At 41.5% G+C, this 23,364-nt stretch carries 23 protein-coding genes and 1 other RNA gene; 11 read left to right on the forward strand and 13 right to left on the reverse strand.

The window, feature by feature from the left end:
- The first annotated feature begins 4 nt into the window (after nt 1-4).
- Nucleotides 5-1,528 carry a phage baseplate protein gene (locus PSE69_RS19850; RefSeq protein ID WP_272675132.1) on the forward strand — a complete coding sequence of 508 codons (1,524 nt, stop codon included), beginning with the start codon at nt 5-7 and terminating at the stop codon, nt 1,526-1,528.
- A 38-nt stretch (nt 1,529-1,566) separates the two neighbouring features.
- Here PSE69_RS19850 and PSE69_RS05020 read toward each other — a convergent pair whose 3' ends face one another.
- The 4 genes from PSE69_RS05020 to smpB all read right to left on the reverse strand — a co-directional run bounded on the left by PSE69_RS05020 (nt 1,567) and on the right by smpB (nt 4,381).
- On the reverse strand, nt 1,567-2,607 hold the full coding sequence (locus PSE69_RS05020; protein WP_272675134.1) for a hypothetical protein: 1,041 nt from the start codon (nt 2,605-2,607) through the stop codon (nt 1,567-1,569).
- A 313-nt stretch (nt 2,608-2,920) separates the two neighbouring features.
- Nucleotides 2,921-3,307: a hypothetical protein gene (locus tag PSE69_RS05025; RefSeq protein WP_248466732.1), complete on the reverse strand. Its 387-nt coding sequence runs from the start codon at nt 3,305-3,307 to the stop codon at nt 2,921-2,923.
- Between the two features lie 179 nt (nt 3,308-3,486).
- Nucleotides 3,487-3,850, reverse strand: a transfer-messenger RNA (tmRNA) gene (ssrA, locus tag PSE69_RS05030).
- A 48-nt stretch (nt 3,851-3,898) separates the two neighbouring features.
- Complete coding sequence (gene smpB, locus PSE69_RS05035) at nt 3,899-4,381, reverse strand: SsrA-binding protein SmpB (RefSeq protein WP_004921558.1); 483 nt, start codon at nt 4,379-4,381, stop codon at nt 3,899-3,901.
- Between the two features lie 154 nt (nt 4,382-4,535).
- On the opposite strand from smpB, the gene PSE69_RS05040 reads away from it, so the two are divergent.
- Nucleotides 4,536-4,970: a type II toxin-antitoxin system RatA family toxin gene (locus PSE69_RS05040; RefSeq protein ID WP_014656346.1), complete on the forward strand. Its 435-nt coding sequence runs from the start codon at nt 4,536-4,538 to the stop codon at nt 4,968-4,970.
- The gene (locus PSE69_RS05045; protein ID WP_004921549.1) at nt 4,963-5,256 is read left to right on the forward strand and encodes an RnfH family protein; all 294 of its coding nucleotides are present in this window, start codon (nt 4,963-4,965) and stop codon (nt 5,254-5,256) included. Before PSE69_RS05040 ends, PSE69_RS05045 begins: the two co-directional genes overlap by 8 nt.
- A 637-nt stretch (nt 5,257-5,893) precedes the next feature.
- On the opposite strand, the gene bamE is transcribed toward PSE69_RS05045, so the two are convergent.
- The 3 genes from bamE to nadK all read right to left on the reverse strand — a co-directional run bounded on the left by bamE (nt 5,894) and on the right by nadK (nt 9,132).
- Entirely contained in the window at nt 5,894-6,373 is a 480-nt protein-coding gene (bamE, locus tag PSE69_RS05050; RefSeq protein ID WP_004921543.1) for an outer membrane protein assembly factor BamE, read from the reverse strand.
- Between the two features lie 112 nt (nt 6,374-6,485).
- The gene (recN, locus tag PSE69_RS05055; RefSeq protein WP_040133321.1) at nt 6,486-8,147 is read right to left on the reverse strand and encodes a DNA repair protein RecN; all 1,662 of its coding nucleotides are present in this window, start codon (nt 8,145-8,147) and stop codon (nt 6,486-6,488) included.
- Between the two features lie 85 nt (nt 8,148-8,232).
- Nucleotides 8,233-9,132: an NAD(+) kinase gene (nadK, locus tag PSE69_RS05060; RefSeq protein WP_040133505.1), complete on the reverse strand. Its 900-nt coding sequence runs from the start codon at nt 9,130-9,132 to the stop codon at nt 8,233-8,235.
- A gap of 101 nt (nt 9,133-9,233) precedes the next feature.
- On the opposite strand from nadK, the gene grpE reads away from it, so the two are divergent.
- Nucleotides 9,234-9,824, forward strand: a complete 591-nt coding sequence (gene grpE, locus PSE69_RS05065; RefSeq protein ID WP_004921530.1) for a nucleotide exchange factor GrpE — start codon at nt 9,234-9,236, stop codon at nt 9,822-9,824.
- 66 nt (nt 9,825-9,890) lie between these two features.
- Here the strand turns inward: grpE and ung are convergent, their stop codons facing one another.
- A complete protein-coding gene (gene ung, locus PSE69_RS05070; RefSeq protein WP_004921528.1) occupies nt 9,891-10,571 on the reverse strand; it encodes a uracil-DNA glycosylase in 681 nt (226 codons plus the stop codon).
- A 320-nt stretch (nt 10,572-10,891) separates the two neighbouring features.
- Between ung and grcA the strand changes: the two genes are divergently transcribed.
- A complete protein-coding gene (gene grcA, locus PSE69_RS05075) occupies nt 10,892-11,275 on the forward strand; it encodes an autonomous glycyl radical cofactor GrcA (protein WP_004921525.1) in 384 nt (127 codons plus the stop codon).
- Nucleotides 11,276-11,436: 161 nt separating this feature from the next.
- Nucleotides 11,437-12,894, forward strand: coding sequence for an ankyrin repeat domain-containing protein (locus tag PSE69_RS05080; protein ID WP_053110549.1), 1,458 nt, complete (start codon nt 11,437-11,439; stop codon nt 12,892-12,894).
- Between the two features lie 27 nt (nt 12,895-12,921).
- Here the strand turns inward: PSE69_RS05080 and srmB are convergent, their stop codons facing one another.
- The 4 genes from srmB to PSE69_RS05100 form a co-directional block, all read right to left on the reverse strand.
- Nucleotides 12,922-14,265, reverse strand: a complete 1,344-nt coding sequence (gene srmB, locus PSE69_RS05085; RefSeq protein WP_014656341.1) for an ATP-dependent RNA helicase SrmB — start codon at nt 14,263-14,265, stop codon at nt 12,922-12,924.
- A gap of 158 nt (nt 14,266-14,423) precedes the next feature.
- Nucleotides 14,424-15,629, reverse strand: coding sequence for a sodium/glutamate symporter (gene gltS, locus PSE69_RS05090; RefSeq protein WP_014656340.1), 1,206 nt, complete (start codon nt 15,627-15,629; stop codon nt 14,424-14,426).
- A gap of 271 nt (nt 15,630-15,900) precedes the next feature.
- On the reverse strand, nt 15,901-16,818 hold the full coding sequence (gene hutG / locus PSE69_RS05095) for a formimidoylglutamase (RefSeq protein ID WP_014656339.1): 918 nt from the start codon (nt 16,816-16,818) through the stop codon (nt 15,901-15,903).
- A gap of 2 nt (nt 16,819-16,820) precedes the next feature.
- The gene (locus PSE69_RS05100; RefSeq protein WP_014656338.1) at nt 16,821-17,552 is read right to left on the reverse strand and encodes an IclR family transcriptional regulator; all 732 of its coding nucleotides are present in this window, start codon (nt 17,550-17,552) and stop codon (nt 16,821-16,823) included.
- A 164-nt stretch (nt 17,553-17,716) separates the two neighbouring features.
- Here PSE69_RS05100 and trmN point away from each other — a divergent pair, with 164 nt between their 5' ends.
- Nucleotides 17,717-18,445, forward strand: a complete 729-nt coding sequence (gene trmN / locus PSE69_RS05105) for a tRNA(1)(Val) (adenine(37)-N(6))-methyltransferase TrmN (RefSeq protein WP_014656337.1) — start codon at nt 17,717-17,719, stop codon at nt 18,443-18,445.
- Nucleotides 18,446-18,476: 31 nt separating this feature from the next.
- On the opposite strand, the gene nadB is transcribed toward trmN, so the two are convergent.
- On the reverse strand, nt 18,477-20,078 hold the full coding sequence (nadB, locus tag PSE69_RS05110; protein ID WP_014656336.1) for an L-aspartate oxidase: 1,602 nt from the start codon (nt 20,076-20,078) through the stop codon (nt 18,477-18,479).
- 470 nt (nt 20,079-20,548) lie between these two features.
- Between nadB and rpoE the strand changes: the two genes are divergently transcribed.
- From rpoE to rseC, 4 genes are all read left to right on the forward strand, one after another.
- Complete coding sequence (gene rpoE / locus PSE69_RS05115; RefSeq protein WP_004921494.1) at nt 20,549-21,127, forward strand: RNA polymerase sigma factor RpoE; 579 nt, start codon at nt 20,549-20,551, stop codon at nt 21,125-21,127.
- A 111-nt stretch (nt 21,128-21,238) separates the two neighbouring features.
- Entirely contained in the window at nt 21,239-21,865 is a 627-nt protein-coding gene (gene rseA, locus PSE69_RS05120; protein ID WP_014656335.1) for an anti-sigma-E factor RseA, read from the forward strand.
- Nucleotides 21,865-22,815 carry a sigma-E factor regulatory protein RseB gene (rseB, locus tag PSE69_RS05125; protein ID WP_004921489.1) on the forward strand — a complete coding sequence of 317 codons (951 nt, stop codon included), beginning with the start codon at nt 21,865-21,867 and terminating at the stop codon, nt 22,813-22,815. Before rseA ends, rseB begins: the two co-directional genes overlap by 1 nt.
- Before the next feature lie 3 nt (nt 22,816-22,818).
- Entirely contained in the window at nt 22,819-23,283 is a 465-nt protein-coding gene (rseC, locus tag PSE69_RS05130; RefSeq protein WP_014656334.1) for a SoxR-reducing system protein RseC, read from the forward strand.
- Nucleotides 23,284-23,364 lie beyond the last annotated feature (81 nt).

Consider the following 23,364-nt stretch of genomic DNA (forward strand, 5'->3'; position numbering starts at 1 on the left):
ACTCATGACAAAAATCTTTAAAATCCCCTTTGCAACACAAGGGGACAGGACTTCTATTCCTGATGATGTGCAAGCCGATGGTGCAGTGTCTTACACGCAAGGCTATAGTTACGATTATGAGCGTGACCAACAAACTGATCCTGCGGCCAAAGATATCGAACGCGAAAAAATGAATGGCATGTTTCACGATATCACGGAAGCGATAGGCGAGTTGCAAAGCTTTGGTTTCCCTAAGTGGGCAGCAGAAGGCAAACCATATCCAATCCGCGCGATTATTTATCATAAAAACAAAACGTGGCAGTCGAAGATTGAAAATAACAATGTTGAGCCTGTCGCAGGTACAGCATGGCAAGAACTGAAAGCGGATTTAAGTGCTGGTGATATCAATGTGTATAACAAAACCGAATCTGACAAGCGCTTCCAGCCATTAGGCAATTACCAAGTGGCAGGTTATAGCTATTCTAAAGCCGAATCTGACACTAAGTATCAAGCCAAAGGCAACTATGCCCCCGCAGGCAACTACGCACTTAAAGGTGAAAGCTATACGAAGGCCGAAGGGGATACACGATATCAGCCAAAAGGCAGTTATCAGCCATCAGGTGACTATGCTTTAAAAGGGGATAGCTATACCAAGGCTGAAACCGATGGTAAATATCAACCTAAAGGCAGTTATCAAGCCGCGGGCTATAGCTATTCGAAAGCCGAGTCTGATACCAACTATCAACCTAAGGGCAATTATGCCCCTGCAGGGAATTATGCACTCAAAGGCGAGAGCTACACCAAAGCGGAAGGGGATACACGGTACCAAGCTAAGGGGAGTTATCAACCGTCGGGGGATTATGCAACAAACACAGCACTCAATAACGGGCTTAATAATAAGCTCAATACAAGTAGTGTCGTCCAATCAACGGGCGCATCAACAACGAGCGTAATGAGCCAGAAAGCCGTCACCGATGCATTACAAAATGCAGTCAATCTTAATACCATTTATCCCGTTGGCATTGTTGTGTGGTTTGCACAAAACAAAAACCCGAATACCTTATTCCCTGGTACGAAATGGCAGTATATCGGCGAAAATAAAACTATTCGTTTAGCAGCAGCGAGTGGTGCGAATGTGTTAACAACTGGTGGTTCGGATTCGGTGACTATAAGTAAAAACCATCTCCCTGCTACTCCATTGAAATTCTCAGGTACAACGGCTTCCGGTGGTACTCACGACCACACGCGAGGCACGATGAATATCACGGGTGAGCTTGGGTATATGCGAAGCGACTCCGCGCAATACTCATATGCAACGGGGGCATTTTCTTTAGCAGGTGGAGCTGGTAATGGAGGATATACTGGGAATAATAATACGGGGTCGCGTAAATATATCTTTAATGCAGCAAGTACGTGGAGTGGTAGTACATCTCAACATGGGGGGCACTCTCATACCTATTCAGGGAATACAGAAAACTTAGGTTCAGGAGCAGCTTTAGCAGTAACAAATGCTTATATCATGTTGATGGGCTGGTATCGAATTAGTTAAAAATAAAAGCGTGCACGAGATGCACGCTTAGTATGATGTTATTTATCGACTTGATTTACAAACTCAACAAATTCCGCTTCATCATTTTTATCTGCAGGGAATTTTATACCCACAAGAGGAATGATCTCGCCCGTCTTATCAAAGAAACTACGTTGATATAACAACGCATTATTTAACGTTGAGGTTTCTCCAATCGTATAAAATATAGCCATAACTGGAAGGGTTTCTGGTCTACTGCCATTCCATGCGGCAACGAGTAGTTCGTTATTCCAGTTGTTAGGTTTATATTCTTCTTTCTCATCGAGTAACTTTCTAATATCAGTGACTACACTGAATGATTCTGCACTCTTTTCATTACCTGCCATTGGGTATGAGCAAGAGAACATATTCATAATGATAGATTTATCTTGGAAATAATGATTTTTAACATGAAAATCAAACCATTTTTGCGCTGTGGTTAGATCATAATCAAGGCAGTTACCTGAGTTTTTTTCAATCCCAATAGTTTTAACTTTTTCAAGAATGTCCTTAGAAAAATAATCATTAATTGTGGAATCAACTAAAGGCCCACAACCAAAATTATTTGTTTTTTTAGCATCCGTTGAACCGTCAGCAGGGTATGCACAAAGAACGGTATAGCTATCTTTACCTTGCGGAATTGATTTTAAAGGGAAGAAAATAATACCGCTGCCGTAGTCAGCAGAAGATGAAAATTTATGATCTTTGCGTAAAAAAGAGAATGCAACGCTATTATTTTCATCAATTGGTCGGTGTGACCAAGGTGATTGTTGTTCTTGCAATCTCAGACCATGGGTAACTAAACCTGAACATTCATAAGCTGGTGAGTTCGCACCACAATCTTTTGCTGTATTTTCATATAGCGCTTTGACCGTCTTATCAATACCGGTTTTTTCATATGATAAACCATTATTGATAAGGGTCTCGGTACCAATGGTGCTTTGCAATACTTTGTTTTCATGCCTGTATTTCATATACATGCGATTAAACACGATAGCAGTAATTGCGAGTATGACGATAAGTGCAATTAAAATCGGAACGGTCTTTTTACGTTGTTGCATTATGAGCCTCAGTAACATAAATCATGTGAATACTAAAAAACCTTATAATCCATTATATTAGCGATATGAATACGTATCTATGATAAATGAAGCAGATTACTGAATTTTAGTTATGTAATTGGGGGGATTTTGAGACTCAGTTATCAAAGTGCTGATTCGTTAGAGAGGCGTTAGTCGTTTAAAAGAAAACTGTGAAGCTAAAAACTGAAAATTTTTTATCATCAGTAAGTATCATACATAAAAAAGCCAACCTTAAAAGATTGGCTCTTCAATATTACAGAGGTAAAGCTTTCTTTTTATCTTTAATACAACGCTAGTAATTCACTTTATAACCATTTTGTTTTGCAATTTTCCACGACTCAGCGAATTCAGACGGAGTTGGAGGGATAAGATTAAACCAATCGTAATTAAAGACAAACTCTCTATCACTATGTAAATCGCTTGGTGTATCGAAACCAGAACCAGGTAATCCTGTTTCAGCGTTTACGACTAAAACTGTTAGGGGAGGGAGCTTATTTTGGGCGCAGAAGTGTAGAATGTGCCCGAGTTGACGATCTAAAACTCCAGCACCGTCATAATGCAGAATATCAGCAATTTCACCATATGTAGTAATTTTTCTATTATAAGCAAACCCTATCAGGATTTGCCAAATTTGAAGAGCTCTATTTTCCAGAGTGTTACATTCAGAAAAGTATTTCATTGGTGCCTCTTTGAATAGCAGATAGTAAAAAAGCCCACCGAAGTGGGCTTTTAGTAGCTTTCAAATGCACGTGCATTTCGCGTGCACTTTCTAGTCTTAATGTTGCCAGTGTCTAGTCCAACTGATTTTGCTAACTTCCTGTTTTTAAACCTGTTGTCCTATCACTGACCCACCAAATTTGGTGGAGCTGGCGGGAGTTGAACCCGCGTCCGAAATTTCTACATCCTCGGTACTACATGCTTAGTCTAGTCTTTAAATTCATTTGCCAGCTGCGGACAGACACGCCACCAACAAACTATCCTGATTAAATTTAACGCTTCAACCCCAGGCAAGGCATCCACGCGATCTCTTTTGGGTTTGACCTCTCTTGATCCCCGTCCTAAGAGCGGAGGCTAGGGAGAGAGGGCTCTATGCAGGTTATTAAGCTGCTAGTGCGTAGTTTTCGTCGTTTGCGACTATTTTTTTGCGGCTTTTATCGAGGCCAACCGCCCCTCGGCATGCACCTTGGGTTTCGCAAATCCCGTCGAATCCAGAATCAGCCCCAAGTTGTTAAGTGCAGTATAACAGAAAAATACTCTAAAAAGCTAGAACTTAGCGATTAGAATGTTTCATTATACGTGCTTTATCTAGTTTCCATTCGCGTTCTTTAATATCAGAACGTTTGTCGTGTGCTTTTTTACCTTTTGCAACGCCAATTTTGACTTTGCACCAAGCATTTTTCCAATATAAAGAAAGAGCAACGACAGTATAACCTTCACGGTTTACGCGACCATAAAGGGTGTCTAATTCTCGTTGGTTCAGTAACAACTTTCTGCTGCGTGTTGGGTCACAAACTACGTGAGAGGATGCAACATTTAAAGGTGTGATATTCGCACCAAATAAATAGGCTTCACCATCCCTAAGCAGGACATAGCTATCACCAATGTTCGCTTTACCAGCACGGAGCGATTTTACTTCCCAACCTTGTAGGGACAAGCCAGCCTCGAATTCATCTTCGATAGAATACTCGTGGCGAGCACGTTTGTTTAGGGCAATAGTTGCCGAACCAGGTTTATAAGCTTTTTTCTTTGTCATAGTTTGTTCATTATACTGTAAGCTGAAGTGAAATAAATCTTTCCGTGTTTAAAAATGTGCCGATTGTGCAATTATTGTGCTTAATCCGTTTTGTTTTTTGTTTAACCAATCAATAGTGGTATTATATGGGCAGTTTTTGGGGATAGGAATTGATATGCCACAGATTAGTCGCTCTGCGTTAGTCCCATTTAGCGCGGAACAAATGTATAAACTTGTTAATGATGTCATTGCATATCCAAGCTTCTTGCCTGGATGTGTAGGTAGTCGGGTGATTAGTCATAGTGATGATGAAATGACCGCTTCTGTTGAGGTTTCAAAAGCAGGTATCAGTAAGACCTTTGTAACCAAAAATGTGTTAGAGGATAACAAGGGTATCCATATGCAATTGGTTGAAGGGCCTTTTAGTAAACTAACGGGAGGATGGCGCTTTATACCTCTAAGCCCAGATGCTTGTAAGATAGAATTCCATCTTGATTTTGAGTTTACTAATAAGCTGATTGAACTTGCATTTGGCAAAATCTTTAAAGAACTTGCGAATAACATGGTACAAGCTTTTACGTTGAGAGCGAAGGATATCTATAGTGTCTGAGCTAAATGTTGAAGTCACTTATGCTTTGCCGGAGAAGCAATATCTATTACCAGTTAAGGTTATGGAAGGTGCTACAGTTGAAGATGCAATAATGGCATCTGGTATCCTTGCATTACGGGCGGATATTGACCTTAAAAAAAATAAGGTGGGTATTTATAGTCGCCCTGCAAAACTGAGTGATAAGTTGAATGAGGGTGACCGAGTGGAAATTTATCGGCCTCTTATTGCTGATCCTAAAGAGTTACGCCGTAAACGGGCTGAAAAATCTAAAGATAGTAAAAAATAACTCTCTTTTTTGTGATTAAACCGAGTACTTGCTCGGTTTTTTATTGCCTGTTTTTGGATGGTTTAATCGGGCTGGTAGTATTACGGCTTAATCAGTATCTTTTCAACCAAATGAAAGAATTTTGCTATTATCATGTCTGGGTGCATATATTATGCCAGTACAAAAGCGCAGTATATTGACAGCATTCTATGAAAGCGCTGTTGGTAATGAGAAGAACACTGGCGAAATAACGCCAATGAAATAGAGCTTAGCACTAGAGACAATGACATTAGTGTAATAGAGGATAGGGGGGAGACTCTTACTATTGCATTAAGTTGAGAGTTTTTATTACCTGTTGATGAGTGCCTTGATGGATTAAACGGTATTAATGTAAGACGCGATACTCATTATGCCAGTCAAATAGAGTGCAGCAGTAAAAATAGCTTTTATTGAACAAATTGAGAGTTTTTGGTTTTGATAGTGCGTACTTTGAATGGCTAAGTGGCTAATTGTATTCATCGCAGCGCAATTTAGTGCTAGGTTTGAGAATTCTTTAGATAGCCTAAAGCAGCAATAACTACCTGTTTTATATTGATGACAGGTAGCTATTGTAAGGCTAATTAACAAATAAGTGGATAACGAATATCAGTTAACAAGCTTATTTGCTTAGCATCTTTTTAGTCGCGGGAGCTGCGGTTTGTGGCTGCTCTGAAACAGGTTCACTAGCTTCAGTGTTGCTAGAAGCCGGCTCAGCAGATACTGGCTGTGCATTTTCAATTTCTTTTGCTTCCATAGATTCCTGCTCTGAAAGATCCTTCTCATTTTTGATATCAGTCAGGATACCATTACGGTCAAAGCTAAGAGTCAAAGTTTGTTGCTTAACGGGATCATGACCAAGCTCTTGGCGGAAAACATAATACCAAGTTTGAGTACCAAACGGGTCGGTTAACATTGGTGTGCCCAAAGTATACGCGACCTGTTGCTGAGTCATTCCTTTTTGTATCTTAGCAACATCTTTCGCTGTCAGGTAATTACCTTGGTTAATGTCAGGGTGATAGACCAGACGCTCCATCATTGAACAACCTGATGACATTAATGCGAGTGATAGTGCAGCAGCAGTTAACAGTTTATAACGCATGGATATCTCATTCCTTTTGGAGTCAGAACATCAATGATAATCGACATTGATACATTTTAAAACCTTCCGTATTGACTCTAAGACCATAGGAGTGCAAAAAAGTTGTCAAAATTTATGCGGCAAGTAACTCTTTTGCATTTGCCAATGTGTTTTTGGTCACTTCACTGCCTGCTAATAAACGTGCAAGTTCTTGTAAACGTGATTTTTTATCAAGTAATTGCATATGTGTCTCGGTTTCTATGCCGTTCGTTTCTTTACTGACATAAAAATGATGGTGCCCACAGCCTGCAACTTGGGGTAGATGTGTTACACACATGACTTGGGTTGATTCACCTAATTCACGGAGTAATCGCCCAACAATAGCAGCCGTTGGGCCGCTAATACCGACATCGACTTCATCAAAAATCAGTGCTGGTGTATCCATTTTTTTCGCTGTGATCACCTGAATAGCCAATGCGATACGTGATAATTCACCTCCAGAAGCAACTTTAGCAAGTGCTTGATGTGGTTGCCCTGGGTTTGTTGTGACATTGAACTCCACCTTGCTTGCCCCATCTGGCTGTAGATGCTCAGGGGTAAACTTAACATCAATAGTAAACCGACCATGAGGCATAGAAAGTTGATGCATACTATTAGTGATCAGTTGACTCAGTTCTTGAGCATACTCTAAACGGATTTGGTGCAGCTCTTGAGCACAAGCCATCGCATGTTGATGATCTTGGTGAACTTGCTCACTTAGCATTTCACAATCTTCATTTTGGTTGGCTATTTTTTCTTGTTCGTCTAATAACTGCTGATAAAGCTCAGGTAATGCCTCTGGCATAATATGATGTTTACGAGCAAGGCTAATTTGTTTTGATATACGCTGTTCAAGTTCATACAAGCGATTAGGATCCAATTCATACTGATCACAATAATGCCTTAACTCATCGCTTGCCTCGCTGACTTGAATAGATGCTTCTTCTAGCATATCGAGTAGACTAGAAAATTTAGTATCAAGGGATGCTAGCTCGGCTAATTCATGCTTGGCGCTGTTGAGTAAACTCAAAATATTAGCATCATCACTCTCGGACATAATTTGCATGGCATTTTGCCCAAGCGTTAAAAACTGCCCGTAATTAGCGAGTTGCTTATATTCCTGCTCAATACTTTCAAATTCACCTTGAACAGGTGAAAACTCAGCTAATTCTTTTAAATGATAATCAAGCAACTGTTGACGCGACTCACGCTCTTGCATCTGTTTTTGAAACATGGCGAGCTGTTGGCATGAATCATGCCACTTTTGCCATGCGTGTTTCATTTGTAAGAGACGCTCTTGTTGATTGGCATAGGCATCCAGCAGTGATTTCTGATGGTTATTATCGAGTAAAAGCTGATGTGCGTGTTGTCCATGGATTTGGATAAGCAGAGCGCCCAGTTCACGAAGCTGTGAAAGTGGCACCGCTGTACCATTAATAAAACCACGTGAACGGCCATCTAACGTAATGGTACGCCGTAAAAGACATTCACTTTGATTATCAAGTTCATGTTCAATGAGCCACTTGGCAGCCATATCTGCATCCACTAAGGAGAAGCGTGCACATAAGTCAGCGCGTTGTGCGCCGGGACGTACCATATTGGCATCGCCGCGGCTACCTAAGCAGAGACCAAGTGCATCAATAGCGATAGATTTACCTGCACCAGTTTCACCTGTAATTGTGGTCATACCGCTACGAAAATCGATTTCCAGATCACGAACGATAGCAAAATTATTAATGGTAAGTTGGGTAAGCATCTGCGCTCTCCTGTGAAAATACACACCTGTGTTTGTATACAGTGTATCCTGTTTTTTTATACAGTAAAGAGGCAGATGAAAAAAATTAGAAAGTTTTTTTGGCCCAACCTAATTTTGAGCTTAACGTATTGAAATAGTTATAATCTTTTGGGTGAATAAGATTTAAACTTTTATTACTACGCTGTATGACGACTTCTTCACCATCTTGTATAGGAAGCATGATTTGGCTATCACAGCTCACTTCATAATCAATATTACTGCGTAAAAATTTCAGGCGAATACGACTATCACTGCTGATCACTAATGGGCGTGAAGAGAGCGTATGTGGGAACATAGGGACGAGTACAATTGCATCAAGATTTGGTGTGAGAATTGGCCCTCCAGCAGAGAGTGAATAGGCTGTCGAGCCTGTCGGAGTGGCGATAATTAACCCATCAGAGCGTTGTGAAAAGGCAAAACGATCATCAATGTACACTTCGAATTCAATCATATGAGCGACTTTACCGGGGTGTAATACCACCTCATTAATTGCGCTACTTTTTCGTGCTTTCTGATTCGGTTTTATTACTTGTGCTTCCAGCAAAAAACGTTGTTCTTCATGATATTCGCCATCCAACACGCGAGATAATTGCTGTAAAGCATTATCAGGGTCAAGATCAGTGAGAAATCCAAGGTTCCCGCGGTTAACACCAATCACTTTATTATTGTAGCGAGATAGAATTCTAGCAGCCCCTAGCATGTTGCCGTCACCGCCAACAACAATAACTAAATCAGCCTGTTGACCAATCTCTGTAAGGTTACCTGTGTTCGCATTTTGTAGTTTTAAATCTTTGGCCACTTGTTTATCAATAATGGCATGATAATTTTTAGATAATAGCCAATTATAGATTAATTCATGGGTCGCTAAAGCTTCGGGATGACGTGGATGCCCCACAATACCGATAGTTCGAAAATTTGTTTTTTGCGTGTTATTACCCTTACGCATAATTTTTTGGCCTCTCATTGCGTGACGTCCCTTGAATCCCTGTTTTATATCCCCATAATACTCTAATAAATGGGATTAATGCTAAATACGCGGAGAAATTCATGAGTAGTAAAGAACAAAACATGCATGATGAGCAAGCCCCTGAGCTAAATGAAGAGCAAAAGTCGGAGTTAGAGCAAGAGCAAGAAGCGCAGCAGGCGGATCCACAGGCAGAAGTACAAGCGTTAGCAGCGCGTATTGCTGAGCTTGAAGAACAACTCGCAGCGTCACAAAAAGTGGAGCGCGAAGCGATGCTACGTGCACATGCTGAAATTGAAAATATCCGTCGTCGTACGGAACAAGATATTGAAAAAGCGCATAAATTTGCGCTTGAAAAGTTTTCAAATGAGTTGTTACCCGTGATTGATAACTTAGAACGTGCTATTGATGCCGCTGATCATGAAAGCGAAACATCAAAAGCAATGTTAGAAGGCTTAGATTTAACTCTTAAAACCTTTTTAAGTGCTGTCGGGAAATTTGGTATTGAAGTCGTTGGTGAGTCCAATGTGGCCTTTAACCCTGAAGTCCATCAAGCAATGACAATGGTTGAATCGCCTGACCATCAACCAAACCAAGTGATTGATGTGATGCAAAAAGGTTATCTTTTAAACGGTCGCTTATTAAGACCTGCAATGGTTATCGTTTCTAAGTAATTAACGCATAACTAAATTGAAACCGGGTGAGCAATAGCGACCCGGTTTTTTTGTTACTCAAAAAAGTTAAGCTTCGATAACAGGCGTCCAATCGATGGCTTCAAGCCCTTGCTGCTGCAATAGTTGATTCGTTTGTGAGAAGTGCCCACAACCTAAAAAACCCCGGTGAGCTGACAACGGCGATGGGTGAGGGGCTTTTAGTACATGATGGCGCTTAGTATCAATGATACGGCCTTTCTTTTGGGCATGTGAACCCCACAACAAGAAAACAACGCCTTCTCTATGTTCATTAATGGCAGCAATCACTTTATCTGTAAAAGTTTCCCACCCTAAATGGGCATGAGAGTGCGCATTGCCTTGCTCTACGGTTAATACTGTATTTAACAAGAGCACCCCTTGTTGCGCCCAACTCAGCAGATAGCCATGATTGGGGCGTTTAAACCCAGGGATGTCATTTTCTAACTCTTTGTACATATTGACCAATGAGGGAGGGGGCTTAATTCCCGGAAGAACCGAAAAAGATAAGCCATGGGCTTGACCCGGACCATGATAAGGATCTTGACCCAAAATGACGACTTTAACATCGGCAAGCTCGGTATATCTAAAGGCGTTAAACACATCTTGCTGTGGGGGATAAATAATTTTTCCTTTTTGACGTTCGTTCGCCACATAGGCAAGCGTGTCTTTAAAATAAGCCTGTGTTTTTTCTGAGCCAATGACGTCGTGCCAAGTAGGTGTGTTTGACATGAAAATTCCTATAACAAACAAATTATGTCTATAAGCTTACAGTTTAAGACCCAAGAGATAAAGGCGAGCTTTTGTCTATTTGATTAAAAAATTTTTTAAAAATAACTAAAAAAATTGATTTTTATAAATAATAAAAATTGATTTAAAACATAGTGTTGGGTGAATGACGGTTAATTACCCCTTGAAATTGTTGATAAATATCAAAGAAGCTGAGGGTTCTAGCTGGTATATAGTGTGTAGAAACATTGGTTAGACCAAATATTTTATTGGCAGTCAAATGAGTGGATTGATCCCAATCCTACCCGAACGTGGAGGTCGACATGATTACTGGTATTCAAATTACTAAAACTGACAATGCAGCGCTATTGAACTCTTTTTGGTTACTTGATGAAGAGAAAAATGAAGCGCGTTGTGTTTGTGCAAAAGCAGATTATAACGAAGGACAAATTGTTGCTAAGGATGAGTTAGGTGCTTTTGAGTACCGTGAAGTACCTTTAGAAGTTAAGCCAACAGTCCGTGTTGAAGGTGGTCAACACCTGAATGTCAACGTTTTAAGCCGTGAAACCTTAGAAGATGCGGTGAAAAACCCTGAAAAATATCCACAGTTAACAATTCGTGTTTCTGGTTATGCAGTGCGTTTTAACTCTCTGACACCAGAACAACAACGTGACGTGATCACTCGTACTTTTACTGAAAGCCTGTAATTGTTGTATTGTTCAAGGTAGAAGTATTAGTTTAAAATTAATTCAAAAAGCCATTGAATTCAATGGCTTTTTTATTCTTCTCTAATAAAGTACATTCTTTTTCCCTGCTGAAATTTCGCCTTTAATGATCTCCCTTATCACATCTTCAATGGGGAGAGTCTATGTCTTCTATCAATCAGAGTATCCAAACTAACTCATTAAATGAAATATCGTTAATTAAAGAAAGCATTAATATCTATCAGAGAAAAAGTGGTGTATTGGCATTGTGCTCTGAACAAAATCAATGGACGCAGACGCTATCGCCAACGCAACTTTTAGGCCCACATGCTCAATCGCATGATTATCTTATTGGGTTAATTGCTTATGGGGTCTATCTTAAAGATTGGAAAAATCTGCATGGTGTTGAGCGCCTTAATGCTCTGCAACTCAAAGAAATTGGCATTGCTCCAAGCTTACTACGCGATAAATCAACAGGTTTTGAAGCTAATATTTGTCGCTTTAATGATTTGTATATTATTAGTTTTGCTGGTTCTGATGAACTCGTTGATTTCTATGCTGATTTACGACAAGGGCTGGGCTACTTTGAACCGCAATATTTTCAAGCGGTAAATTTAACCAACATTCTACATCGGGTCTCTAAAGGGAATATGATTTGTATAGGTCACTCTTTAGGCGGCGGATTAGCCACATTTGCAGCTCTTGCAAGCCAGACACCTTGCATCGCCTTTAGCTCTGCTGGTGTTTCTGCAAATACTATCAAGCAGATTGGTATGGATTACGACACCGCAAAACAAGTGGCAAAGGATGGTCTCGTTCGCTTTTATGTGGTTCGTTATGATTGGTTAGATTTGTTGCAGTCAGTGATGCCATTTCCTCCCGCCTTAGGTAACAAAATTGTGTTGGATTACTATAAAGGGGAAAAAACGTGGCGGGATTGGCTCCCTCATCGTCTGTTAACACGTAACTTTATCGCCCATACGATGCCAAAAATTCTCAAAATGATGTGTCATTTTACACCGTGGGTAAATAAACAGGCGATGGTTAATGATGATTTTAATACACAGTTAGAAGAATTTAGCTGCAATTTTGCATTGAGTCATGACAGCACTCTGGCAGATTGGCAAAACAGCTGTGAAAACAGTATTAAGCAAGGCAATGTGACTGAATTTTCTACCTTGCTTTCAATGAGAAATAAACCAGCGAATTTTAATGAGCTACTAGGGTATGCCGTTCGTTCGACTGATCCTCGCTTTATGAAAATTCTTCTGAGTTCTGCTTATACAGATGAAATCAGAAAAACGTCATTGCCACAAAATCGCACTTATTTGCATTTAGCGGCGCAGTCAGGAAGGTTAGAGCAACTGGAAGTTTTATTAGCTGAAGGGGTAGAAATCAACGCAGTAGATGATTTAGGTAACACATCGTTACATGATGCACTAGGGAGCCATGCGTTATCAGTTGCTGAGTTTTTGCTGAGCCAAGGCGCTGATTGGCGTATTAAAAACTATCAGGGGTATGATTGCCGTGATGTCTTAGTAAACCATATGATTAAAGTGGATATGTTATCTGCGCAAGGAAAAAGAATGCGTGAAAAATTGCAGATGATAATGATGCAATAAAAAACGGGCCGTAGCCCGTTAGTTGCATTATTCAGCGTTATCGCGAGTTGGTGCCGTAGAAGAGGAATTTGGTTTACGGCGTTTGCCAATGTTCTTTTTGTCACGATGACGAACTTTGGTTTTCTTTTTGGACTCTTCTTCTTTTTTCTTTTTCTCTTTACGTTTTGCGAGCACTTTCTTAGATGGTTTTGGTTTATTCATCATAGATTCTGAAGGTGCTTTGGTGCTTGGGCGTAGACTATCGATGACTCGCATTTTAATGGAGTCTTCAATATAACGGCTGACTTTACCGAACAGCGGATAGTCATGAGCTTCTATCAGTGAAATAGCGGTGCCTTTGCGGCCTGCACGACCGGTACGACCAATACGGTGGAGATACACATCAGCGGTGCGCGACATGTCAAAGTTAAAGACATGACTGACATTATCGATATCAAGTCCTCGCGATGCAACATCGGTCGCTACGAGTACTTTGACTTGCCCTGTCACTAAACGACGAACGGCTTCATTACGTTTCGCTTGAGCCATTTCTCCTTCAAGATAACAAGACTCAATACCTGCATCTCGTAACCATTGTACGACTTCACGGACACGCTCACGCTTACGAACAAAAACAATGGATTTAGTCACATCCTCTTGTTTTAGCAGATGGCACAACAAGGCTGTTTTGTGTTCTAAATTATCGGCACGATAGTAAAACTGTTGTATTTTTTTACGTTCGCGACGAGACGATTCGGCATCAATTTCAACAGGATCTTCTAGCAGTCGTTCAGAAAAATCACGAATAGCTTCGCCTTCAAGGGTAGCAGAGAACAGCATAGTTTGTTTACGCCAGCGTGTTTCACCTGCAATTGTTTCAATGTCATTGGCAAAGCCCATGTCGAGCATGCGATCAGCTTCATCAAGGATCAGGATTTCAACGGCGCGACAGTCAAAATTTTCTTCTTTGATGTATTGAAGCAAGCGGCCTGTTGTCGCGACAACAATATCTTGGTTTTCGCTAAAAACTTCAGCATGGTTCATATACGCGACACCGCCTGTAATCGTAGCGATATCGAGATGGTTATGTGCACATAACTCTTTTGCTTGGTCTGCAACCTGCATGGCTAGCTCACGCGTTGGTGTTAATATCAGCACTCGCGGAGGACCGGACTTTTTCCTTGGAAAGTCAAGTAAGTGTTGGATGGCTGGCAGCAAAAATGCGGCGGTTTTACCCGTACCAGTAGGGGCTGAACCTAAAACGTCACGCCCATCCATTGCGGCAGGGATAGCGGCAGCCTGAATTGCAGTTGGGCGTTCATAGCCTTTGTCTGCCAGCGCGTTGATCAGGCTTTCATCGAGTTCAAGTTCAGTAAATGTGGTTGCAGTCATGATATACCTCTATTTGGGGCGCTGATTATAAACAGGTTAGCCAAATTGTTCATCAGAAAATATCGATCTTTTAGCAAAGTGTACCTGTTTTAAGTTTCAACGGGCAGTGATATTGCCAGAAAGCGTGCTTTTCCGAGGTGAAAAGCACGCGATGGGGGTTAGCTGAGGATATTAATTAACCAAGTATGATAAGGGATACCAACTAAATCAATTAAAACAGCACCACTTAGCGGAACGATCATGAACGCTTTCATTGAGACATGTTTATAGCGTTCGCACACAGAGGACATATTTGCCATTGCATTAGGTGTCGCTCCTAATCCATGCCCCATTAATCCAGCACACATAACAGCGGCATCGTAATCTTTGCCTAAAAGTTTAAAGATCACGAATACAACCAATAGAACGAGGACAACCACTTGGGCGAATAGAATAATAAAGAGTGGTAAGGCAACGTCTTTGAGCTCCCAAATTTTTAGCGACATCATTGCCATGGTTAAGAATAGGCCGAGAGAGACCTCAGAAATTAAATCAACAGATTTTTGGTTGATTTTAAATAGGTTAACTTGGTCATTAATATTACGAATAATAATCGCAATAATCATAGCACCGACATAGCTAGGCAAAGAGAAGCCCGTTGCTTTGGTAAATTGTGCAGATGCGAATTGACCAATTACCATGATCCCGAGTACCAAAGCGAGCATTTTCAAAAAGGCATGGGCGTCAATGGACTCAATCTTACCTGCAATGGTTTCTGTTACTTTTGGGCTTTGCACTGACTCATCTGCTTGGATGGTCACCTTATATTTTTTAATCAGGAAAGAGGCAATGGGGCCGCCTAGTAGGCTACCGGTGATTAAACCAAAAGTTGCCGCTGCAATCGCCGCAACCGTCGCGGACTGCACACCTAAGCCTTCTGCCATTTGACCAAATGCAGCAGCACCGCCATGGCCTCCTGTTAATGAAACACCACCTGCCATAACGCCAATGACTGGGTCAATGCCTAATAAATGCGCCAGTCCGGCACCAAACGTATCTTGGAAGATCACTGTAAACCAGCAAATAAACAGATAAATAAACAGGAGCTTACCGCCGTTTTTGAGAATGCGAAAGCTGCCATCAATACCAATCGTGGTAAAGAAGGCAACCATTAAGAAGGTTTGCAAACTCGTGTCAAATTGGATTTCAGCTAAATTAAAGGATTTTAGCCCCCAAATAATCAGGCTTACTAAGAAGCCACCAATTACTGGGGATGGGATACAAAAACGTTGTAGCCATTCGATACGTTTTTTTAAATGGATGCCCATAAGCAGGCACAATACAGTAAGCAGGAGTGTAGATAATGTGTCTAGTTGTAATGTCATATAATTTTCCCGGTGTGCCCGCTTTCGCAATTTGTCGTCTTTAGCGGCTAACCGCACCCTTATTGATACTTTAAAGGTTGCTTGTACGCTGCCTAGCGACAGTTTTGAAATCCCAAAGCCTATTTCTACTTAGCTGATTAACTAAAGAAGAACATGCTAGAGATCTATCATTGCCGCTTTATTTTTTGTCAGTACTTTTTCAAATACTGTTATTGTTATATCGCTACAAATTGAGTCGACGGGCGATTTATCAGTCGCGTTATTGTGTTTATTAGAATAAAAATTGGTAAATCAAATAAGCTGCTAATTTTGAAGTATGATTATCGATATCGAATTCTGGGTTGCACTCTGCAATATCAAAGAGTGCAATTTTGTTGCTGGCTTTAATCATCGAAAACAGTTCATCAAAGATCTCAGTAGTGATCCCTTTCGCTGCGGGAGCGCTGACTCCAGGCGCAATTGCGGCAGAAAAGACATCCAGATCAACGGTTACATATAAATAATCGACGTTATTAATAAACTGTTGAAGCCGCTCTATGGCCTTAGGTAATTGACTGTGATTTAGTTCTTTATCACGAATATATTGGCAACCTAATTTATCCGCCGTATCAAATAACACTTTCGTATTACCATGATCAGCAATACCTAAACAGAGATAATTAAATGGGCGATGATGCTGCTGGCATAAGTGTGCCGATTGTAAAAAAGGTGTGCCGGAAGTGGCTTCAGGTGCCGTTCGTAAATCAAAATGCGCATCAAAATTAATGATACCTATTGTTTTTGTAGGCTGGGTTTGAGCGATGAAGTCAAACAGTCCTTGAAAGCTGGCAAAAGCCACTTCATGACCGCCACCTAAAACAATGGGGGTCTGATTTGATGATAAAATATTGATAAGTTCATCCGAAAGACGACGTTGCGCTGCTTCTAAATCGCCATCGTCACAGCGAACAGTGCCGGCATCACGGATGGACAAGGGGTGATGTATCGGAAGGCCAGCTAACTGCTGACGGATTGCATCAGGTCCTGCTTTGGCACCGAGCCGTCCTTTATTGCGCCTAACGCCTTCGTCAGATGCAAAACCAATTAAAGCAAACTGTGCAGGGGTATTTTTATTCATGACTTGATGGATACGTAGGTGCTCCTCAGTATCACCATCAGTACGGCCTTGCCAGATAAAAGGTGCTGCCATAATTACTCCATATTAATTAGTTTAGTCATGTTATGAGCTGCTTTGCAGGTCTCAGAGATAAACTCGTCAACTCGATGGGTTGAACGAAATTCAGGTGCCATCACAGAGACGACGGCAATCACATCGTTTCCTTTAAAAATAGGGGCTGAAACGCCTAAGACTCCTTCATCTATTTCACTGCATGAAACGCCATATCCTTGCAGGCGGATTTGCATCAGTGCATTTTTTAATTGCGTTATACTTTCAGGGGAGGGTAACTGTTCTTTATGAGTTTCAAATACTAATGATTGGTAGTCTTCATCTCGAAAGGCGAGCAAGGTTTTCGCGCTAGCGCCTTTAATTAGAGTATTACCACGGCCAATGACAAAAGAGCAGCGTAAGGCTTGTGAACTCTCAATCATGTCAACACAGATAGTTTCACATAGGTTTGATGTAATAATAGCGACCGTTTCTTGGGTCTTTTTACTCAGAGCTTGGAGTTCTAGTTGGGATGAATTCATGAGTAAACTGTGGTGATAGTATTTTTCTTGAGTTTTGATACTCTGCGCACCAACAGTGTAAGTGCCATATTGTTTTGCATGGGTCACAAATTCCCAATTTATGAGAATGGCTAATAATCGATAAACAGTAGAAACTGGAATATTTAATGCGTTAGAAATCACTTGCGGAGTTACCGGAGCCGCGCTTGCAGTGATGTAAGATAAAATATTCAATGTCCTGTTAATACTGTTCATGGTATCCCCTTTTTTTCGAACTTAGCAGTAAAAATTTTGATGCTCAAATAATATTCTCATAATGTGAGAATTATTTTGTAGAAAAAGTGTAAAATTTGCATTCTTAAATTGTCACATAATGAAAGATTGATTGATTAATATACGATTTAGAGTGGTTGAATAACGTGAAAAAAAGCTATCGCAAAGGTGGTTTTACCTTTAAGCAGTTTTTTGTTGGTCATGACCGTTGCGCTATGAAAGTCGGAACCGATGGAGTATTACTTGGCGCATGGGCACCTGTTCAGCAGGCTAAAAAGGCGTTAGATATAGGGAGCGGCAGTGGACTCATTGCGCTAATGCTCGCACAACGCAATCAGCAAATGACCGTTGATGCTGTTGAACTAGATAAAGCAGCGGCTCAACAGGCACAGGAGAATTTCGCTGAGTCAAAGTGGGGAGAGAGGCTACAGGTTTTTGAGCAAGATATAACGCAGTTTAGTGTATCAAGGCAAAAAGCGTATGATTTGATTGTCAGTAATCCACCTTATTTTGAGCCATCAGTATCATGCAGTAGTGAACAACGAGAGCAAGCTCGCTATACCGCGACGTTAACCCATCAGGCATTATTAGATAGTGCGATGGATTGTTTAACCACAGATGGCCTATTTTGCCTTGTATTACCCTATGATGTCGGTGAAAAAGTCGAGCTTATGGCGCATCGTAATGGCTGGTTTACTGCTTATCGCGTTAATATTCGAGATAAAGCAACGACGCCATTTCACCGTATGTTGTTGGGATTAAAGCGGGAATTAGTTGAGCCAGAAATTTCAACGTTAGTGTTAAAAGAAGCAGACAATAACATCTATACTGAAGACTTTCAGCGGCTTATTCGGGATTTTTATTTGAAATATTAATAGCCAACCCGAGGGTTGGCTAGGTATGAGATTACGGTTTGAGTACGGTGGGGCCTGAATGCTCCAGTAGATCAGGGTAGTCTAACGTATAGTGTAGCCCGCGGCTCTCTTTACGCTCTAAAGCGCAGCGAACCATCAATTCAGCCACTTGGACGAGGTTTCTCAGTTCAAGTAAGTTATTAGAAATACGGAAATTGGCATAATAGTCGTGAATTTCTTGCTGTAACAAATGGATGCGTCGCAAGGCGCGTTCTAAACGCTTAGTGGTTCGTACGATCCCCATATAATCCCACATAAATAGGCGTAGCTCATGCCAGTTATGTTGAATCACAACTTGCTCATCTGAGTTGTGTACACGACTATCATCCCATTCAGGGAGAACGGGAATATCCTCGATCTGCGTGATCGCATGGCAAATATGCTGTGAGGCGGACCATCCGTAAACGAGGCACTCTAACAGCGAGTTAGATGCCATGCGGTTGGCTCCGTGTAACCCTGTATAACTGACTTCACCAATGGCATAAAGGTTGGGGATATCGGTCATACCGTTTTGATCGACGCTGACACCGCCACATGTGTAATGGGCTGCGGGTACAATGGGGATCGGCTCTTTCGTCAGATCCAAACCAAGTGTTATCAGTTTTTCATAGATGGTAGGAAAGTGGCTTTGAATAAAATCAGCGGGTTTATGGCTAATATCAAGGTACATGCAATCAGCACCTAAGCGTTTCATTTCATGATCGATCGCTCTTGCAACAATGTCTCTCGGCGCTAATTCACAGCGTGGATCATAGTCGGGCATGAAACGGCTTCCATCAGGGCGTTTCAAATAGGCTCCTTCACCACGTAACGCTTCCGTTAATAGAAAATTGCGAGCTTGCGGATGAAAGAGGCAGGTTGGATGAAATTGATTGAATTCTAAGTTAGCGACACTACATCCAATACGCCATGCCATCGCAATGCCATCCCCAGAAGAGATGTCGGGATTTGTTGTGTATTGATAGACTTTTGCGGCGCCGCCTGTAGCCAAAACAACGATTTTTGCTCGGATCGTTTCAACGTGCTCTTTTTGCCGATTCCAAACATAGGCACCGACAATACGGCTTTCGCCTGCTAATCCGATCTTATCGGAGCGAATGAGATCAACCGCATTATAGCGCTCTTTAACATGGATATTCGGATGCGCAAAAGCGAGGTTGACGAGAGTCGTTTCAACCTCTTTGCCAGTTGCATCTGCATGGTGAAGGATCCTGCGATGGCTGTGTCCACCTTCGCGAGTGAGGTGATATTGGGTTTCACCTGTTTCAGTCACTTCCGTGTCAAATAGTACGCCTTGATCAATTAACCACTGAACGCACTCTTTGGCATTCGAGGCGATAAATTCGACGGCCTCTCTTTCACAAATACCTGCGCCTGCAATTAAAGTATCTTCTACATGGGATTCAATGCTGTCGGTATTATCGAAAACGGCTGCAATTCCACCTTGTGCGTAATAAGAAGCCCCTTCATTAAGTGTGCTTTTACTTAGGAGAGTAACTTTATGAAAAGGAGCAAGTCGTAAAGCGGCGGAAAGCCCAGCGACACCGCTGCCAATAATCAGAATATCAGTGTAATGCTGTGTGGGATCGTTCATAAGTGTTTGCATGTTGTATATACTCGTCGTTTCTACCCATAAGGGGCAGCATAAAACCCGTTATACAGACGGTTGCGCCCTAAGAAGTGGCAGGCCTAGCCGTTTACGGCAGAGAGCAGTCACAGTATAGTATCTATTGGAAGTTTCATGTTAGCCTATCAGGCTTGGCAATGCTATTTGTGAAATAGCGTTCAGCCTTGTATATCTACTAGGGGGTTGAGTCAGGTTTGGTACTTAGGGTAAATAAAGCGGTGTGATACGTAGAATAATGTATAAATTAGCGATAAATTAATTAGGATCACTTAGATCCTCTATCGGTAGTCACACGGTTTTTTGTCAATTTTTTACTATTTTTATGTATTAAATTGAACTTCACTTGTTTTTACTACTCAAAGTAACGCTTGCTTTAGGAAGGGAGACATGATCAAGTTAACAAATTTACAGCCTGAGCGCGGGAGATTTTCCCAGTAATGAGCGAGCAACTAACGGACCAGATGTTGGTCGAAAAAGTCCAAAAGGGCGATCAAAAAGCGTTCAACTTACTGGTTGTAAAATACCAGCACAAAGTTGCAAGCTTGGTTTCCCGTTATGTACCACAAGCGGATGTACCTGACGTTGCTCAGGAGTCTTTTATCAAAGCTTATCGTGCGATAGGGTCGTTTCGCGGTGATAGTGCTTTTTATACTTGGCTATATCGTATTGCGGTAAACACGGCTAAAAATTATTTAGTCGCTCAAGATAGGCGCCCACCCGCGTCAGATCTTGAAGCAAGCGATGCAGAAAACTACGAAACTGCAAGCGCTTTGAAAGAAATATCGAACCCAGAGAACTTAATGTTGTCTGATGAATTGAAGAAAGTAGTTTTTCGAACCATTGAGTCGTTACCTGAAGATTTAAAAATGGCAATAACACTCAGAGAACTTGATGGTTTAAGCTATGAAGAGATCGCCGAGATCATGGATTGTCCTGTAGGCACCGTGCGTTCGCGTATCTTTAGAGCAAGAGAAGCTATTGATAATAAAGTACAGCCACTGATCCAGCAGCACTAATATGTTTGTGTTTATTGAATTGTTTTTTGGAACACAAGATAACGTGCAAAAAATAGCGAAATCAGGGCATTAAACTGTAATTGTGATGCAATTAACTGAAGGTATTCGGGCATGCAAAGAGAGAAACTTTCCGCAATGATGGATGGCGAAGTTCTAGATGTAGAACTGTTAAATGCCATTTCATGTGATTCAACGTTACAAAAACGTTGGGAGAGCTATCATCTTATTCGTGATACTCTGCGTAATGACACACCTGATGTCATCAATTTTGACATAGCGGGTAAAGTCGCCGCAGCATTAGAGAATGAAGTTGTGCGTATTAATCCTCAGGTAGTTGTTGAGTCACAGCCTGAACCTGCAACATGGGGCGCGATGCCGTTCTGGCAAAAAATTCGTCCATGGGCAAGTCAAATCACCCAAATTGGTGTTGCAGCATGTGTATCTCTTGCTGTTATCGTTGGGGTGCAGCAGTATAATCAAAGTAATTCAACGGAATCGGTGATTGATGAACCTGTGTTTAACACCGTTCCCGTTGGAGCAGGCGCACCTGTGAGTTTAAATTTCTCTGATGGTCAACTTTTTGGTAACGAGCAACAAATGCAACAAGTTGAGCAACAAAATCAGCGTGTAAATGCAATGCTACAGCAATATGAAATTGAAAGACGTTCAATGCTTAATCAGCAATATCATGATAATGATGATATTACTACAGCACCCGCTGGAGCTAAAGCGCGCTAATGAATAAGTGGTTATCCGTCATCTGCCTGGCGGGCAGCCTGATTTTATCTAATCAAGCTTCGGCATCTCAACAAGATGCCGAAGCTCTCTTTAAAGAGATGGGGAGCGCTGCCCAAAATCTTTCCTACGAAATGTCTTTTATGTCCTTTAGTCCCAGAAGCATCGTGCCTGTCCGTTATCGACATGGGATCATTAATAATGTTCCTGTCTCTCAAATGATCCAAATGGATTCTACGCGGCGTGAAATAGTGCAAAAAGGGGAAAGGATCAGTTATTTTGAACCCGGTTTTGATGCCTTCAGCTTAAATGGGAAGCATATTGTCGATAATTTGCCTTCGGTATTATTTGCTGATTATGACAAAATCAAACCGTACTATAATTTTATCGATGCGGGGCGAACCCATATCGGTGATAAGCCTTCACTCGTTATTCGCATTATTTCTAAAGATAACTCTCGTTTTAATTATGTTCTTCTGATTGATGAAGAAAATAAGTTGCCATTACGGGTCGATCTCTTAGATAACAATAACCAAACGTTAGAACAGTTTCGCGTCATTTCAACGGTGCTAGACAGCAAAACGGTGAATGACTCTCTGGTGAATTTAAGTAAGATTAATTTACCACCGCTGCTAGTCTCCCCTCAGGATAATCGTCCGTCATTTAAATGGCGTGTTGGACTTTTACCTCCTGGGTTTGAAGAAGTCTCTCGTTCAAAACGTAAACTTGCCGAAAATGATGAGGTAGAGAGCGCATTATTTAGTGATGGCTTATTCACTTTTTCGGTTAATGTCACTAAAGCTGAGCAAGGCTTGCCTTTAGAACAACCAGTCCAAAATGGCCGCCGCACAATTTATACAATGACTCAGAAACAAAATGTGATTACCATAATAGGTGAACTGCCGTTATCAACGGCACAGCAAGTCGCTGCAAGCATTCGTTTTCAGGAGTAGATGATGATAAAAGAGTGGGCAACAGTTATTCGTTGGCACCAAGGAAGGGCGTTATTGCGTTATGGGGCTTCTTCTGGGTGTGGTAGCTGTAGCGCGCGCGCGGCATGTGGTTCATACGCATTGAGTAAAATAGGGCCAAATACCGAACATCAGCTCGAAGTTGACATTGAGCAACCTTTAGTTGTTGGGCAAAAAGTGGAGGTTGGAATTCCTGAAGGGAGTTTGCTGCGCTCTGCTATGCTCGTTTATTTAACCCCGTTGATTGGCCTATTTCTGGTTGCAGCGTTAGTACAATTAGCGGGGTTTGAACAAGTCTGGGTTGCTCTTTCTGGTGTCGCTGGTGGCTTTTTAGGCTTCTTTTTAGCGCGTAAAATCGCCTCTTATTGGCGGGATGAGACTGCATTTCAACCAGTTATCTTACAAATAGGCTTACCCCCCAACGAACTGTCAGTTCAAGTTGATTGCTGAGTGAAACCGCCTTGCTTGATAGGCGGTTTGGCGAGTTCAGCGCTCCTATCTAGCAAAAACCTGCATAGTTTACAGTTGTTT

Source organism: Providencia sp. PROV122 (genome assembly GCF_028482365.1).
GTDB classification, from domain to species: Bacteria; Pseudomonadota; Gammaproteobacteria; order Enterobacterales; family Enterobacteriaceae; genus Providencia; species Providencia stuartii.